Annotated in this window: 13 protein-coding genes; 9 read left to right on the top strand and 4 right to left on the bottom strand. The window is 73.5% G+C overall.

The window, feature by feature from the left end; translation table 11 throughout:
• Nucleotides 1-82 precede the first annotated feature (82 nt).
• The 6 genes from AB0I16_RS12755 to AB0I16_RS12730 all read left to right on the top strand — a co-directional run bounded on the left by AB0I16_RS12755 (nt 83) and on the right by AB0I16_RS12730 (nt 8,847).
• Nucleotides 83-862, top strand: coding sequence for an SGNH/GDSL hydrolase family protein (locus AB0I16_RS12755; protein WP_363249349.1), 780 nt, complete (start codon nt 83-85; stop codon nt 860-862).
• Between the two features lie 79 nt (nt 863-941).
• Nucleotides 942-2,384 (top strand): adenylosuccinate lyase, encoded by a 1,443-nt coding sequence (gene purB / locus AB0I16_RS12750; protein ID WP_363249348.1) that lies wholly within the window; start codon nt 942-944, stop codon nt 2,382-2,384.
• A 200-nt stretch (nt 2,385-2,584) separates the two neighbouring features.
• Entirely contained in the window at nt 2,585-4,432 is a 1,848-nt protein-coding gene (locus AB0I16_RS12745; RefSeq protein ID WP_363249347.1) for a methylmalonyl-CoA mutase family protein, read from the top strand.
• Entirely contained in the window at nt 4,432-6,633 is a 2,202-nt protein-coding gene (gene scpA / locus AB0I16_RS12740; protein ID WP_363249346.1) for a methylmalonyl-CoA mutase, read from the top strand. The genes AB0I16_RS12745 and scpA overlap by 1 nt, the downstream gene beginning before the upstream one ends.
• A 13-nt stretch (nt 6,634-6,646) precedes the next feature.
• On the top strand, nt 6,647-7,675 hold the full coding sequence (meaB, locus tag AB0I16_RS12735; RefSeq protein ID WP_363249410.1) for a methylmalonyl Co-A mutase-associated GTPase MeaB: 1,029 nt from the start codon (nt 6,647-6,649) through the stop codon (nt 7,673-7,675).
• 104 nt (nt 7,676-7,779) lie between these two features.
• The gene (locus AB0I16_RS12730; protein ID WP_363249345.1) at nt 7,780-8,847 is read left to right on the top strand and encodes an enoyl-CoA hydratase/isomerase family protein; all 1,068 of its coding nucleotides are present in this window, start codon (nt 7,780-7,782) and stop codon (nt 8,845-8,847) included.
• Nucleotides 8,848-8,867: 20 nt separating this feature from the next.
• Here AB0I16_RS12730 and AB0I16_RS12725 read toward each other — a convergent pair whose 3' ends face one another.
• The 3 genes from AB0I16_RS12725 to AB0I16_RS12715 all read right to left on the bottom strand — a co-directional run bounded on the left by AB0I16_RS12725 (nt 8,868) and on the right by AB0I16_RS12715 (nt 11,094).
• Nucleotides 8,868-9,329 (bottom strand): hypothetical protein, encoded by a 462-nt coding sequence (locus AB0I16_RS12725; RefSeq protein ID WP_363249344.1) that lies wholly within the window; start codon nt 9,327-9,329, stop codon nt 8,868-8,870.
• A 68-nt stretch (nt 9,330-9,397) separates the two neighbouring features.
• The gene (locus AB0I16_RS12720) at nt 9,398-10,144 is read right to left on the bottom strand and encodes an ABC transporter permease (RefSeq protein WP_363249343.1); all 747 of its coding nucleotides are present in this window, start codon (nt 10,142-10,144) and stop codon (nt 9,398-9,400) included.
• Between the two features lie 2 nt (nt 10,145-10,146).
• Nucleotides 10,147-11,094: an ATP-binding cassette domain-containing protein gene (locus tag AB0I16_RS12715; RefSeq protein ID WP_363249342.1), complete on the bottom strand. Its 948-nt coding sequence runs from the start codon at nt 11,092-11,094 to the stop codon at nt 10,147-10,149.
• Nucleotides 11,095-11,202: 108 nt separating this feature from the next.
• Here AB0I16_RS12715 and AB0I16_RS12710 point away from each other — a divergent pair, with 108 nt between their 5' ends.
• The 3 genes from AB0I16_RS12710 (at nt 11,203) to AB0I16_RS12700 (ending at nt 14,352) form a co-directional block, all read left to right on the top strand.
• Nucleotides 11,203-12,420, top strand: coding sequence for a histidine kinase (locus AB0I16_RS12710; protein WP_363249341.1), 1,218 nt, complete (start codon nt 11,203-11,205; stop codon nt 12,418-12,420).
• Between the two features lie 14 nt (nt 12,421-12,434).
• Entirely contained in the window at nt 12,435-13,097 is a 663-nt protein-coding gene (locus tag AB0I16_RS12705; protein WP_363249340.1) for a response regulator transcription factor, read from the top strand.
• A 97-nt stretch (nt 13,098-13,194) separates the two neighbouring features.
• Nucleotides 13,195-14,352, top strand: coding sequence for an ROK family transcriptional regulator (locus AB0I16_RS12700; protein WP_363249339.1), 1,158 nt, complete (start codon nt 13,195-13,197; stop codon nt 14,350-14,352).
• A gap of 67 nt (nt 14,353-14,419) precedes the next feature.
• On the opposite strand, the gene AB0I16_RS12695 is transcribed toward AB0I16_RS12700, so the two are convergent.
• On the bottom strand, nt 14,420-15,181 hold the full coding sequence (locus AB0I16_RS12695) for a GntR family transcriptional regulator (protein WP_363249338.1): 762 nt from the start codon (nt 15,179-15,181) through the stop codon (nt 14,420-14,422).
• Nucleotides 15,182-15,386: the final 205 nt, after the last annotated feature.

Raw genomic sequence — 15,386 nt, 5'->3', positions numbered from 1 at the left:
GCCCTATGGCATACCGCCGCGCCGCCCCGCTGCCCAGGTCCGCGGCGTCCCGGCCGCCGCGCGGGTTACCATCGCAGGCGCCATGCACATGAATGCCAAGTACAACAGTCTCGTCGCGGTCGGCGACTCCTTCACCGAGGGCATGTCGGACCTGCTGCCCGACGGCACCTACCGCGGCTGGGCCGACGTGCTGGCCGGCCGGATGGCCGCCCAGAGTCCCGGCTTCCGGTACGCGAACCTGGCGGTGCGCGGGAAGCTCATCGGCCAGATCGTCGCCGAGCAGGTGGGCGTCGCCGCGGAGATGCGGGCCGACGTGGTCACGCTGGTGGGCGGGCTGAACGACACGCTGCGCCCCAAGTGCGACATGAACCGCGTCTGCGACCTCCTCGAAGAGGCCGTCGAGCGGCTCGCGCCCTCGTGCAAGCAGCTCGTGCTGATGCGCAGCCCCGGCCGGAACGGTCCCGTGATGGAACGGTTCCGCCCCCGCATGGAGGCGCTCTTCACCCACATCGACAACCTGGCCGCGCGGCACGACGCCCTGGTCGTGGACCTGTACGGCGCGACCGTCCTCGGCGACCAGCGGCTCTGGGACGTCGACCGGCTGCACCTCACCGCGGAGGGGCACCGCAGGGTCGCCGAGGCCGTGTGGCAGGCCCTGGGCCACCCGCCGGAGGAGGACTGGCGGACTCCGCTCGGCGAGGCCGCCCCGCCGACGTGGGCCACGCGCCGCGTCGCCGACGTCCGCTTCGCCCGGCAGCACCTCGCGCCGTGGATCGTGCGCCGACTGACCGGCCGCTCCTCCGGTGACGGCCTGCCGCCCAAGCGTCCCGACCTGCTGCCGTGGGAGGACCCGCGCGGCTAGGGAGCGCTTCGCCCTCGTAGCTTCCGACGAACGGGGGCGTGGCGCTGGCCTGCATGAATGCCCAGTAGAATCTGGTCACGTGACTGCCGCGCCCGCAAAGCCCCGTATCCCGAACGTCCTCGCCGGACGTTACGCCTCCGCCGAGCTCGCCACCCTCTGGTCGCCCGAGCAGAAGGTGAGGCTGGAGCGTCAGCTCTGGCTCGCCGTGCTGCGCGCGCAGAAGGACCTCGGCATCGAGGTCCCCGACGCCGCCATCGCCGACTACGAGCGCGTGCTCGACCAGGTCGACCTGGCCTCCATCGCCGAGCGCGAGAAGGTCACGCGCCACGACGTGAAGGCCCGCATCGAGGAGTTCAACGCCCTCGCCGGGCACGAGCACGTCCACAAGGGCATGACCTCGCGCGACCTCACCGAGAACGTCGAGCAGCTCCAGATCCGGCTCTCCCTGGAGCTGATCCGCTCCCGTACCGTCGCGGTCCTCGCCCGGCTCGGCCGGCTCGCCGGCGAGTACGGCGAGCTGGTGATGGCGGGCCGCTCCCACAACGTCGCCGCGCAGGCGACGACGCTGGGCAAGCGCTTCGCGACCGGCGCCGACGAGCTGCTCGCCGCCTATCGCCGCCTCGACGACCTCCTCGGCCGCTACCCGCTGCGCGGCATCAAGGGCCCGGTCGGCACCGCCCAGGACATGCTGGACCTGCTCGGCGGCGACGCCGAGAAGCTGACCGACCTCGAAGGCCGCATCGCCGGGCACCTCGGCTTCGACCGCGCCTTCACCTCGGTCGGCCAGGTCTACCCGCGCTCCCTCGACTACGAGGTCGTCACCGCCCTGGTGCAGATCGCCGCCGCGCCCTCCTCCCTCGCCAAGACGATCCGCCTGATGGCGGGGCACGAGCTGGTCACCGAGGGCTTCAAGCCGGGCCAGGTCGGCTCGTCCGCGATGCCGCACAAGATGAACACCCGCTCCTGCGAGCGCGTCAACGGCCTCACCGTCATCCTGCGCGGCTACGCGTCGATGACCGGCGAGCTGGCGGGCGACCAGTGGAACGAGGGCGACGTCTCCTGCTCGGTCGTGCGCCGGGTCGCGCTTCCCGACGCGTTCTTCGCGCTGGACGGGCTCCTGGAGACGTTCCTGACCGTCCTCGACGAGTTCGGCGCCTTCCCGGCCGTCGTCGCCCGCGAGCTGGACCGCTACCTCCCCTTCCTCGCCACCACCAAGGTCCTCATGGCCTCGGTGCGGGCGGGCGTCGGCCGCGAGGAGGCCCACGAGGCGATCAAGGAGAACGCGGTCGCCTCCGCGCTCGCGATGCGCGAGCGGGGCGCCGAGCGCAACGAACTCCTCGACAAGCTCGCCGCGGACTCCCGTATCCCGCTGGACCGCGCGCAGCTCGACGAGCTGATGGCCGACAAGCTGTCGTTCACGGGTGCGGCGAGCGACCAGGTCGCCACGGTGGTCGCGCAGATCGAGGAACTGCTCAAGCGGCACCCGGAGGCCGCCGCCTACACGCCCGGCGCGATCCTCTAGCCCTTCTGGAGCAGACGGGTCCGCCGGATCAGGACGAGGGCCCCGGGGCGCGACGCCCCGGGGCCCTCGTGCTCGTCGTGCCCGGTTCACCGGAGATCCACTAGCCGTCCGCTCGTCCGAGATCAAGGGCGTTCAGAAGAGGGCAAGGTCACAGCCTGTGGTGGCACCGCGTGCCACCGGTTGAGCCCTAGCATCAGGGCATGACGGTCCTGCCTGACGACGGGCTTTCCCTGGCCGCCGAGTTCCCTGATGCGACCCATGAGCAGTGGCAGCGCCTGGTGGAAGGCGTGCTGCGCAAGTCGGGTAAGGACGCATCGGGGACGGCCGCCGAGGAAGCGCTGTCCACCGCACCTGAGGACGGGCTCACCACCCGCCCCCTCTACACCTCCCGTGACACCGCGCCCCCCGCGGGCCACCCCGGATTCGCCCCCTTCGTGCGGGGCGGCACACCCGGCGGCAGCGCCCCCGCCGGCTGGGACGTACGGCAGCGGCACACGGGCACCGACCCCGCCCGCACCAACGAGGCCGTGCTCGCGGACCTGGAGAACGGCGTCACCTCGCTCTGGCTCGGCGTGGGCGCGAACGGCGTGCCCGTCTCCGCGCTGCCCCGGGCGCTGGACGGGGTCTACCTCGACCTCGCGGCCGTCGCGCTCGACGCGGGCGCCGCATTCGCCCCCGCCGCCCGCGCGTTGTTCGCGCTGTACGAGGCCGCGGGCGTCGCGAAGGACGCCGCCCGCGGCACGCTCGGCGCCGACGTGCTCGGCCACGAGGCCCGTTCGGGCGAGGCTTTGGACGCCGCCGACGCCGTGGAGCTGGCGCGGGTGTGCGCACGGGAGTACCCGGGCCTCCGGGCGCTCACCGTGGACGCGCTGCCCTACCACGAGGCGGGCGGCTCGGCCGCGCAGGAACTGGGCGCGTCGCTCGCGACCGGCGTCGCGTACCTGCGCGAGCTGACGGCGGCCGGGCTCTCCGTGCCGGAGGCATGCGCCCAGCTGGAGTTCCGCTACGCGGCCACCGCCGACCAGTTCCTGACCATCGCCAAGCTCCGTGCCGCGCGCCGCCTCTGGGCGCGCGTGGCCGAGGTGTGCGGCGCCGTCGCCGCCGGGGCGCAGCGTCAGCACGCGGTGACCTCGCCGGTGATGATGACCCGCCGCGACCCGTGGGTGAACATGCTCCGCACGACGGTGGCCTGCCTGGGGGCCGGGGTCGGCGGCGCCGACGCGGTCACCGTGCTGCCGTTCGACCACTCGCTCGGGCTGCCCGACGCCTTCGCGCGCCGCATCGCCCGCAACACCTCCACGATCCTGATCGACGAGTCCCACCTGGCCCGCGTGATCGACCCGGCGGGCGGCTCCTGGTACGTGGAGCGGCTCACCGACGAACTGGCGCAAGCCGCGTGGGCGTTCTTCCAGGAGATCGAGGGCGCGGGCGGCCAGGCCGCCGCCCTGCGCTCCGGGATGGTCGGCGACCGCCTCGCCGCGACCTGGGCGGCGCGCGGCGAGAAGCTGGCGCGGCGCCGCGAACCGATCACCGGCGTCAGCGAGTTCCCGCACCTCGACGAGCGGCCCGTGGAGCGCGAGGCCGCCCCCGCCGCACCGGCCGGCGGCCTGCCGAGGGTCCGGCGCGACGAGGCGTACGAAGCCCTGCGCGCCCGCTCCGACGCGCACCTCGCCTCGGCAGGGGCGCGCCCGAAGGTGTTCCTGGCGGCGCTCGGCCCCGCCGCCGCGCACACCGCGCGGGCCGGTTTCGCCGTGAACCTCTTCCAGGCGGGCGGCATCGAGGCCGTCCACGAACCGGTGACGGTGGACGCGGCGACGGCCGGCGACGCCTTCCGGGCCTCCGGCGCACGCATGGCAGTCATCTGTTCGAGCGACGCGCTCTACGCCGAGCAGGCCGCGGCGGTCGCCGGGGCCCTCAAGGACGCGGGCGCCGAGCACGTCTTCCTCGCGGGGCGCGGTGAGTACGACGGCGTCGACACCCGCGTCCACGCCGGCTGCGACGCCGTGGCCGTGCTCTCCTCCACCCTCGACCGCATGGGAGTGGCGTAATGCGCATCCCCGACTTCTCCTCCGTGGACCTGGGGCCCGGCACACCCGCCGCGGGCTCGCACGAGCAGTGGCGCGCCGCCGTGAAGGAGGCCACCGGCAGGTCCGAGAGCGACCTGCTGTGGGAGACCCCCGAGGGCATCGGCGTCAAGCCGCTGTACACCGGCGCCGACCTGGAGGGCCTCGACTTCCTCGGCACCTATCCGGGCGTGGCCCCGTATCTGCGCGGCCCCTACCCGACGATGTACGTGAACCAGCCCTGGACGATCCGGCAGTACGCCGGGTTCTCCACCGCCGAGGAGTCCAACGCCTTCTACCGGCGCAACCTCGCCGCCGGGCAGAAGGGCCTCTCGGTCGCCTTCGACCTGCCGACCCACCGCGGCTACGACAGCGACCATCCGCGCGTCACCGGTGACGTCGGCATGGCGGGCGTCGCCATCGACTCGATCTACGACATGCGGCAGCTGTTCGACGGCATTCCGCTGGACGAGATGACGGTGTCGATGACGATGAACGGCGCGGTGCTGCCCGTGCTCGCGCTGTACATCGTGGCGGCCGAGGAGCAGGGCGTACCGCCCGAGAAGCTGGCCGGGACCATCCAGAACGACATCCTCAAGGAGTTCATGGTCCGCAACACCTACATCTATCCGCCGACGCCCTCCATGCGGATCATCTCGGACATCTTCGCGTACACCTCGCAGAAGATGCCGCGGTACAACTCCATCTCCATCTCCGGCTACCACATCCAGGAAGCGGGCGCGACGGCCGACCTGGAGCTGGCCTACACGCTCGCCGACGGTGTGGAGTACCTGCGGGCCGGACAGAAGGCGGGCCTGGACGTCGACGCGTTCGCGCCGCGCCTGTCGTTCTTCTGGGCGATCGGCATGAACTTCTTCATGGAGGTCGCCAAGCTCCGCGCCGCGCGCCTGCTGTGGGCCAAGCTCGTCAAGCAGTTCGATCCGAAGAACGCCAAGTCGCTCTCCCTGCGCACGCATTCGCAGACGTCGGGCTGGTCGCTGACCGCGCAGGACGTGTTCAACAACGTCACGCGCACCTGTGTCGAGGCGATGGCCGCGACCCAGGGCCACACGCAGTCGCTGCACACCAACGCCCTCGACGAGGCGCTCGCGCTGCCCACCGACTTCTCCGCCCGCATCGCCCGCAACACCCAGCTCCTGATCCAGCAGGAGTCGGGGACGACGCGGACGATCGACCCGTGGGGCGGCAGCGCGTACGTGGAGAGGCTCACGTACGACCTGGCGCGCCGCGCCTGGCAGCACATCGAGGAGGTCGAGGCGGCCGGCGGCATGGCCAAGGCCATCGACGCGGGCATCCCGAAGCTGCGCGTGGAGGAGGCCGCCGCGCGCACGCAGGCCCGCATCGACTCGGGGCGGCAGCCGGTCATCGGCGTCAACAAGTACCGCGTGGACTCCGACGAGCAGATCGAGGTCCGCTCGGTCGACAACTCCGCGGTGCGCGCCCAGCAGATCGACAAGCTGCGGCGCCTTCGCGAGGAGCGCGACGACGCGGCCTGCCGGGACGCGCTGCGCGCGCTGGCCGCGGCGGCCGAGCGCGGCTCCGGGCCCGGCCTGGAGGGCAATCTGCTCGCGCTCGCGGTGGACGCGGCCCGCGCCAAGGCCACGGTCGGTGAGATCTCGGACGCGTTGGAGAGCGTGTACGGGCGGCACGCGGGCCAGATCCGTACGATCTCCGGTGTGTACCGCACCGAAGCAGGCCAGTCCCCGTCCGTCGAGCGCACCCGCGCCCTGGTGGACGCCTTCGACGAGGCCGAGGGCCGCCGCCCGCGCATCCTGGTGGCCAAGATGGGCCAGGACGGCCACGACCGCGGCCAGAAGGTCATCGCCAGCGCCTTCGCCGACCTCGGCTTCGACGTCGACGTCGGCCCGCTCTTCCAGACGCCCGCGGAGGTCGCGCGCCAGGCCGTCGAGGCGGACGTGCACATCGTGGGCGTCTCCTCGCTGGCCGCGGGGCACCTCACCCTCGTACCGGCGCTGCGTGAGGAGCTGGCCGCCGAGGGCCGCGACGACATCATGATCGTGGTGGGCGGGGTGATCCCGCCGCAGGACGTCGAGGCGCTGCACAAGGCGGGCGCCACGGCGGTGTTCCCGCCCGGCACGGTGATCCCGGACGCGGCGCACGACCTGGTGAAGCGACTGGCGGCCGATCTCGGCCACGACCTGTGAGCCGGTGAGCCCCCTGCCTGTCACGATCGACATCGACGCGTACGCCAAGGGCGTCCTCGACGGGAAGCGCGCGTTCGTCGCGCGGGCCATCACCCTCGTCGAGTCGACCAGGCCCCAGCACCGGCTGCTCGCACAGCGGTTGCTGACCGAACTGCTCCCGCACAGCGGGCGGGCGCGGCGGATCGGCATCAGCGGGGTGCCGGGCGTGGGCAAGTCCACGTTCATCGACGCGCTCGGCACGATGCTGACCTCGCTCGGGCACCGCGTGGCGGTGCTCGCCGTCGACCCGTCGTCCACGCGGACGGGCGGCTCCATCCTCGGTGACAAGACCAGGATGGAGCGGCTCTCCCTCGACCCCGCCGCGTTCGTGCGGCCCTCGCCCTCCGCGGGGACGCTCGGCGGGGTCGCCAAGGCGACCCGCGAGTCCATCGTGGTGATGGAGGCCGCGGGGTACGACGTGGTGCTCGTGGAGACCGTGGGCGTCGGGCAGTCGGAGACGGCCGTGGCGAACATGGTCGACACGTTCCTGCTGCTCACCCTCGCCCGCACGGGCGACCAGCTCCAGGGCATCAAGAAGGGCGTACTCGAACTCGCGGACGTCATCGCCGTGAACAAGGCCGACGGACCGCACGAGAGGGACGCCCGCTCGGCGGCCCGCGAACTCGCGGGCGCGCTGCGCCTGATGCACCCGGGCGACGCCGCGTGGACGCCGCCGGTCCTGACGTGCAGCGCGCGGGAGTCGAGCGGTCTCGACACGCTCTGGGAGCGGCTCGAACAGCACCACACGCTGCTCGACTCGACGGGACGCCTCGCCGCCAAGCGCCGCGACCAGCAGATCGACTGGACGTGGTCGATGGTGCGGGACGAACTGCTCGGCAGGCTCCGCGACCACACCGAGGTGCGGCGGCTGGCCCCGGAGCTCGAACAGCGCGTCCGGGAGGGCACGCTGACGGCCACATCGGCGGCCGGGATGATCCTCGACGCGTTCCAGGGCCCGGGGCGGGGCGACACCCCGCAGGCGCCGGAGGCGTCCTCGCACTGAACCGCGGCTCCGTGCGGGGCCGGCGGGGAGCACCGACGCGTGCCCGCCCGTCCCGCACGGCCGCCCCGCACCACCGCGCACCCCAGGAACGGAGCCACCGCACCATGAACGCCCCCTCCCACGTCGCCTCCCCCGGTGACGCCCCCGTCCTGCTCCGACGCGCGGGCCGTGCCGCGTACGCCGTCCTGAACCGGCCGCGGGCCATCAACGCCCTCGACCACGCCATGGTCCGCCTCCTCGACAGCGCCCTCGCCGACTGGCACGGCGACGACTCGGTGGAGACGGTCGTCCTCACCGGCGCCGGGGAGCGCGGGCTCTGCGCGGGCGGCGACATCCGCTCCATCCACGACGACGTCCGGGCGGGGCGCCCGGCGGCCCCGGCCGCGTTCTGGTACGACGAGTACCGCCTGAACGCCCGCATCTCCCGCTTCCCCAAGCCGTACGTCGCCGTCATGGACGGCATCGTGATGGGCGGCGGCGTGGGTGTCTCCGCGCACGGCGGGGTGCGCGTGGTCACCGAGCGCTCCCGGATCGCGATGCCCGAGACCGGCATCGGCTTCGTGCCGGACGTCGGCGGTACGTACCTCCTCACGCGCGCGCCCGGCGAGCTGGGCACGCACCTCGCCCTCACCGGCTCCCCCGTGACCGCGGGCGACGCCCTGCTCTGCGGGCTCGCCGACCACTACGTGCCCTCGGAGCGCCTGCCCGCGTTCACCGCCGCCCTCGCCGACCTGCCCGCGGCCGACGCCGTACGCCGCTACGGGGCCGCCGCGCCCGGCGCCGGACTGGCCGCGCACCGCGAGTGGATCGACCACTGCTACGCGGCCGGCACCGTCGAGGAGATCGTGGACCGGCTGCACGCCAGCGGTGACCGGCACGCGAAGGAGGCCGCCGAGACGCTCCTGGCCAGGTCGCCGACCGCCCTGAAGGTCACGCTCGCCGCGCTGCGCCGGGCCCGCGAACTGCCGGACCTGGAGGCCGTGCTCGCCCAGGAGTACCGCGTGTCCTGCGCCCTGCTGAGCGCGCCGGACCTGCCCGAGGGCATCCGCGCCCAGGTCGTCGACAAGGACCGCAGGCCGCGCTGGTCGCCCGCGGAGCTGGCGCGGGTGACGGAGGCCGACGTGGCCCGCTGCTTCGCCGAGCCCGCCGGAGGGCCGCTGCGCTTCGGCTGACCCGCCGCGGGCTCCGCGCCTCAGGGTGGCGGTATCTCCGTCACCACGGCGAGGAGCTGGAAGGGCAGTTCCTTGTCCCACTGGGCGACGCCGAGGGCTATCCAGCGCCCTTCCACATGCCACAGGTGCAGGTCGGGCACGGCCGAGGCGAGCTGGGCCCACGGCTCCGGTATCTCCTCGTCGGCGCCGGTGCCGCCGAGGTCGGCGGCCACCATCCGGTCGAAGAGGCTCGCCAGGCTGAACCGCTGCGGCGGCCCCCAGCGGTCGGCCAGGAGGACCGTGAGGCCGTCGCGCTCGGCCTCGTACTGCTCCTCGGTCCGGTCCCGGCGGGTGCCGTCGTCCTCCCAGAAGGTGTCGCTCGTCAGTAACTCCCCGATGTGGTAACCGGGGCCTTCGGAGCCGCACTCCGACCTGCCGTGCTCCGCGGGGAACTCCCGCGAGCGCAGCAGGTCGATCACGGCGAGATGCTGTGCGGTACTCATGGGGCCCAGTAAAGCGGGCGGCACTGACAATCAGTCATCCACCGGGCGGCGGGGAGGCGTCGGCGGCCTCACGCGTCGCGCCGGCGCACCGCCCACCAGCCCGCGAGCAGCGCGGCGACCGCCCAGGCCGCCAGCACGGCGAGTCCCGCCCAGGGCCCCAGCGTTCCCGTGGGGGCCTCGTGCAGCACCTGCTGGCCCGCCTTGTCGGGCAGGAAGGCCGCGACGCCGCTGTCCATGTCCCCGATCACGAAGGACACGATGAGCGTGAAGGGGATGAGGATGCTCAGGACGGCGACGCCGCTGCGCAGCACCGCCGTCAGGCCGACCGCGAGGAGCGTCATCAGGGCGAGGTAGATGCCGCCGCCCACGCAGGCCCGCACCGCGCCGGGGTGACCGAGGCCGATCCCTTCGTCGCCCAGGAGCGCCTGGCCGACCAGGAACGTCCCGAAGCCGGTGAGGAGACCGGCGAGCAGCGCGAGGCCGCCGACGACCGCGGCCTTGGAACCGTAGAAGAGCCCGCGGCGCGGCACCGCGGCGAGCGAGATCCGCAGGGCACCGCTCGTGTACTCCGACGAGACGGCGGTCGTGCCGAAGCTGATGGCCGCGATCTGACCGAAGTTGAAGGCGTAGAAGGCGTCGAAGAGCGGCTCGGCGCCGGCGTCGTCCGCCTCGGCGGCGCCGACCGTCGCGAACACCAGGGCGGTGATGGCGACGGTCGCCAGGACCACGCTGACCAGCGAAACGATGCCGGACCGCAGGGACCTGATCTTGATCCATTCGGCGTGGGCGACGGGCAGTACGGCGGTGCGGGACACGGTCAGACCTCCTGGGGGGACGTGGCGGCGGGTGCGGCCTGGGCGGTGGCCGCGAACTCGGTCTCCTCCGCCGTGAGGGCGAGGTACGCCTGCTCCAGGGAGACACGTTCGTCGGCGAGTTCGAGTACGGGGATGCCGGCGGCCGCGGCGATGGCGCCGACCTCCTCGGCCCTGGCGTCGTCGACCGTCCAGCGGCCGTCGTCCGCGTCCCCGAGCGCGTACCCCTTGGCCAGGAGGATGTCGCGGAGCCGGTCGGGGTCGGTCGTGCGCACCCGCACGCGCGGGTGGCTGTGCGCCTCGATGAAGTCGGGCATCGGGGTGTCCGTGAGGAGCCTGCCGCGGCCGAGGACCACCAGGTGGTCGGCGAAGGTGGCGGTCTCGTTCATGAGGTGGCTGGAGACGAGGACCGTGCGGCCCTCCTGGGCGAGGCACCGCAGCAATTCGCGTATCCAGATGATGCCTTCGGGATCGAGTCCGTTGGACGGCTCGTCGAGCATCACCACGGCGGGATCGCCGAGCAGGGCCGCCGCGATGCCGAGGCGCTGCCGCATGCCCAGCGAGAACGTCTTGATCCTGCGCCCCGCCACCGTCGCGAGGCCCGCCTCTTCGAGGACCTCGTCGACGCGGCGCGCCGGTATGCGGTTGCTGACGGCGAGCGCCAGGAGGTGGTTGCGGGCGGTACGCGAGCCGTGTGCCGCCTGGGCGTCCAGGAGGGCCCCGACGTGGCGCAGGGGGTCGTCGAGGCCGCCGTAGGCGCGCCCGCCCACCGTGGCCGTGCCCGAGGTCGGCCGGTCGAGGCCGAGGACGAGGCGCATGGTGGTCGACTTGCCGGCGCCGTTGGGGCCGAGGAATCCGGTGACCTTGCCGGGGCGGACGCTGAACGAGAGGGCGTCCACGGCCCGGGTCGTGCCGTACTCCTTGGTGAGGTCTTGGACGTCGATGCTGGTCATGGGGTCAGCCTCGCCGCGCGCCGGGCCTCGGGTCTTCCCCCGCCCGGGGAGTCCGTCTCCCCCGTGCGGGGGAGCCGCGCGGGGGAGCCCTGCTGGCACGATGACGGCATGCACGGCTTCCTGCGCCCCCTGACGCGCGCGTTCACCTATACGCGCTGGCTGCACGTCTTCCTGGGGTCGGCCATCGCGTGGGTGAGCGCCTCGATCTATCCCGGGCTCTCCGAACCCACGTACACCCAGTGGGTTCTCGTCGCGGTCGTCCCCGCTCCCCTGCTGATCGTGGCCGCCATGGTGCCCGTCGTGCGCAGGGCGGAGGGACTGCAGGCGCGCATGATGCTGTTCCCCGGTCAGCACGCGCGCGTGCCGGGCGGGGAGACCGAGGAGACCGGCGTCTCCGTGGCCCCTTCCGCCTCGTGGCGTGACCGGGTGCGGACCGCCGTGTGGCTGCTGTTCCGTCTGGAGACGGGCATCGCCATGGTCCTCCTGACAGGCCAGCTCATCGGGATGGTCTTCACCATGAGCGGCGCGAACGACCAGCCGCCCGGGGCCGACGGGCTGCTGATCACCCCGCCGGGTGCGGGCTGGGTCCGGCTGCCGGTGAGCGTCCTCCTGGTCCTCGCGGAGTACGGCCTGCTGCTGGGGGCCGGGCACGTGACGGCCGTGGTGGCCCGCCGCCTGCTCGGCCCCTCCCCCGCCGAACGCCTCGCCGTCATGGAGGAGCGCACCGAACAGCTCCTGGAACGCAACCGCATCGCGCGCGAACTGCACGACTCGATCGGCCACGCGCTGACCGTCGCCGTCGTCCAGGCGGGCGCCGCGCGGGCCGCGTCCGACCCGGAGTTCACCGCGCGGGCCCTGGAGGCCGTCGAGGAGACCGGACGGGCCGCTCTGGAGGACCTGGAGCGGGTCCTGCGGGTGCTGCGCGAGGACGAGCAGCCGGTGAGCGGCCGGCCGGACCTCACCGACGCCGACCGTCTCCTGCAGTCGGCGCGCGCCTCCGGGGCGAAGGTGGACGTGGAGGTGACGGGTCCCGTGGAGCGGCTGCCCGGCCCTGTCTCCCGTGAGGGGTACCGCATGCTCCAGGAGGCGTTGACCAACGTCCTGCGGCACTCGGGTCCTGTGCCGGTGCGGCTGCGGATAGCCGTCGACGACAGCCGCCTGGTGCTGGAGGTGCGCAACGCGCTGCCGGGCGCGGCCGGTTCGACGGGGCGCGGCGGCAGCGGTCTGCGCGGGATACGGGAGCGGGCCACGCTGCTCGGCGGGCGGGCCACCACGGGCCCGCTGGACGGCGACTGGCAGGTGCACGTCGAATTGCCGCTGCGGTGATCTACGCTGGCCGGATGCCGGTCTCAGTGCTCCTCGTGGACGACGAACCCCTCGTACGCGCGGGTCTGCGCGCCGTTCTTGAGGCGCAGCCCGACCTGCGCGTCGTGGGTGAGGCCGCCGACGGGGCCGCGGTCATCCCGCTCGTCCGTGAGCTGCGGCCCGACGTGGTCGCGATGGACGTCCGCATGCCGCTCCTCGACGGCATCGAGGCCACCCGCGCGGTGCTGCGCACGGTGCGGGAACCGCCGAAGATCCTCGTGGTGACGACCTTCGAGAACGACGAGTACGTGTACGAGGCGCTGCGCGCGGGCGCCGACGGCTTCCTGCTGAAGCGGGCGAGGCCCGCGGAGATCGTCCACGCCGTGCGTCTGGTCGCCGAGGGCGAGTCGCTGCTCTTCCCCGCGGCGGTGCGGCAGCTGGCGGGCGAGCACGGCAGACGGCGCGGCAACGCCGGGGCGCGGGCGGTGCTCGACCGCGCGGCCCTGACCGAGCGTGAGGCGGAGGTGCTGCGGCTGATGACGCGCGGTCTGTCCAACGCGGAGATCGCCGCCCGTCTCGTGGTCGGCACCGAGACGGTGAAGTCGCACGTCAGCGCCGTCCTGGGGAAGCTGGGTGCGCGCGACAGGACGCAGGCCGTCATCGTCGCGTACGAGTCCGGTTTCGTGGCACCGGGATGACGGCCGGGGGCGGCGGGAAGAAGGGCCCGGCACTCGCCGGGGCCCTGTCCTGCGAGTACGATCCGGCCATCATGCGCACGAGCTGGAAGGACGGACGTTGGGGCAGCTGACCGGCGGGGACCCCTCTCTGTTGCGGCGGATCAACTCCGCGGTGGTGCTGCACGCGCTGCGTGGAGCGGACCTGGCGACGCTCACGGAGATCACCCGCGTGACCGGGCTCTCCCGGCCCACCGTGGAGGGGGTCGTCGAAGGGCTCATCGAGGCCGGGCTCGTGGTGGAGTCGGCGGCCGACGACAGCGGTGCCCGGCGTCAGGGCCGGCCGGCCAGGAAGTTCCGCTTCCGGGCGGAGGCGGGCCATCTGCTCGGCCTGGAGATCGGGCCGCACCGGGTGGCGGCCGTCCTTTCGGACCTGGACGGCAAGGTCCTGGGGACGGCGTCGAAGGACGTCTCCGAGGACGCCCCGGCCGACGACCGCCTCGAACGGCTGCGCACCACGGTCGCCGATCTGCTGCGCCGCGCGGGCATAGCGCGCAACACGCTGCGCGCCGTCGGCGTGGGCAGCCCCGGCATCCTGGAGGCGGACGGCGCGGTGCGCCTGAGCACGGCACTGCCCGAGTGGACGGGGCTCCAGCTGGGCGAGCGGCTGCGCCGCTCCTTCAGGTGCCCGGTGCTCGTGGAGAACGACGCCAACGCGGCGGCCGTGGCCGAGCACTGGAAGGGCGCGGCGGCCGGCATCGACGACGTGGTGTTCGTCCTCGCGGGGCTCAGCCCGGGGGCGGGGTCGCTGATCGGCGGGCGGCTGCACCGCGGCTTCGGCGGCGCGGCGGGCGAGATCGGCGCGCTGCACCTGCTCGGCAGGGAGGTCACCCCGGAGACGCTGCTCTCCACCACGGGCGAGCCGCTGCACCCCCTGGACGAGCAGGCCGTCGCCGCGGTCTTCGCGCACGCCAAGGAGGGCGACGCGCGGGCCATGGCGGCCGTGGAGCGCTTCATCCAGCGCCTCGTGCACGACGTGGCCGCCCTGGTGCTCGCCCTGGACCCGGAGCTGGTCGTGGTGGGCGGCTGGGCGGCGGGCCTCGACGGCGTCCTCGCCCCGCTCCACCGCGAGCTGGCGCGCTACTGCCTCCGCCCGCCCCGGGTGGCGCTGTCGCTGCTGGGTGAGGCAGCGGTGGCGACGGGGGCGCTGCGCCTCGCGCTCGACCACGTCGAGGAGCAGCTCTTCGCCGTCGAGGGCACGGTCACCGCACGCCGTTGAGAGCACGCGGCCCCGCGGGCCTTCGAGGGCCCGCGGGGCCGTCGTGCGCGTCCGGGGTGCGGCGCGGTCAGGGGGCGCCGTGCTCGGGGCCGTGGTGTATCTCCACGGAGCCCGAGTCGCCGAAGGTGAGGCGGCAGGTGTCCGCGCGGTAGGTGGCGACGGAGACGGCGGCCGTGCGGCCCTCGGCGAGGAAGCGGGTCGTCACGAGCAGCACGGGGGCTCCCGGGAGCCGGTCGAGCGCCTTGGCGTCGTCGGCGCGGGCCGAGCCGAGCTCGACGGCCCTGTCCTGCCCTTCGAGGGTGAGCCGTGCCAGTTCCCGCAGGACCACGCGCGCGCGGGCGGCGCCGGAGGGCGCGTCCATGCCGGTCAGCTCGGCGACGGACGACATCGGTACGTACAGCAGCTCGGCGGCGACGGGCTGGCCGTTCGAGACGCGGGTGCGCCTGATGACGTGGACCTGCTCCTCGGGGAGGGTCTCCAGCATGCGGGCGACGTCCGCGGGCGGGGCCGCGGGCGCGCAGTCCGCGGGCTGCCAGGCGTCGCCGGGCGCGCCGGGCCAGGAGCCCTGGGCGGAGCCGACGGCCACGCCCATGCGCGGCGGGGCGACGGTCGTGCCGACCCCGCGGCGGCGCTGGAGCCTGCCTTCCAGTTCGAGCTGTTCGAGAGCTTGGCGGAGCGTGGCACGGGCGACGCCGAAGCGGGCGGCCAGATCGCGCTCGTTCGGCAGGATCTCCCCGACCGCGAACTCGGAGTCGAGTGCCTCACTGAGCACGGTCTTCAGGTGCCAGTACTTCGGCTCCGGCACCGTTTCGAGCTGCGTGGTCCCCACCCTGTCCTCCGCAATCGCCGTTCACCGGCGGCGTTTTAGCGCCCTTGTTTATTAAAGGTTCCTGCACTATCTCTGCGACCATAGGCCCGCACTCACCCTTGGTCAAGACCAATCCTCGATCCGTAACGGTGTGCACAGGCCTGATGCCACAGAGCATTCACGCGGAGTTCGCAAGCGGCCAAGCAGGCGTTATCGGCCACGCGGG

This window comes from Streptomyces sp. NPDC050703 (genome assembly GCF_040654435.1).
Classification (GTDB): domain Bacteria; phylum Actinomycetota; class Actinomycetes; order Streptomycetales; family Streptomycetaceae; genus Streptomyces.
Note: the sequence above shows the minus strand (reverse complement) of the source record. Positions and strands in the feature narration are given on the sequence as shown.

Coding starts and splice junctions, on each gene's coding strand:
- AB0I16_RS12755 (WP_363249349.1), top strand. CDS start 83: ATGCACATGAATGCCAAGTACAACAGTCTCGTCGCGGTCGGCGACTCC.
- AB0I16_RS12745 (WP_363249347.1), top strand. CDS start 2,585: ATGACGGTCCTGCCTGACGACGGGCTTTCCCTGGCCGCCGAGTTCCCT.
- scpA (WP_363249346.1), top strand. CDS start 4,432: ATGCGCATCCCCGACTTCTCCTCCGTGGACCTGGGGCCCGGCACACCC.
- AB0I16_RS12730 (WP_363249345.1), top strand. CDS start 7,780: ATGAACGCCCCCTCCCACGTCGCCTCCCCCGGTGACGCCCCCGTCCTG.
- AB0I16_RS12725 (WP_363249344.1), bottom strand. CDS start 9,329: ATGAGTACCGCACAGCATCTCGCCGTGATCGACCTGCTGCGCTCGCGG.
- AB0I16_RS12715 (WP_363249342.1), bottom strand. CDS start 11,094: ATGACCAGCATCGACGTCCAAGACCTCACCAAGGAGTACGGCACGACC.
- AB0I16_RS12710 (WP_363249341.1), top strand. CDS start 11,203: ATGCACGGCTTCCTGCGCCCCCTGACGCGCGCGTTCACCTATACGCGC.
- AB0I16_RS12705 (WP_363249340.1), top strand. CDS start 12,435: ATGCCGGTCTCAGTGCTCCTCGTGGACGACGAACCCCTCGTACGCGCG.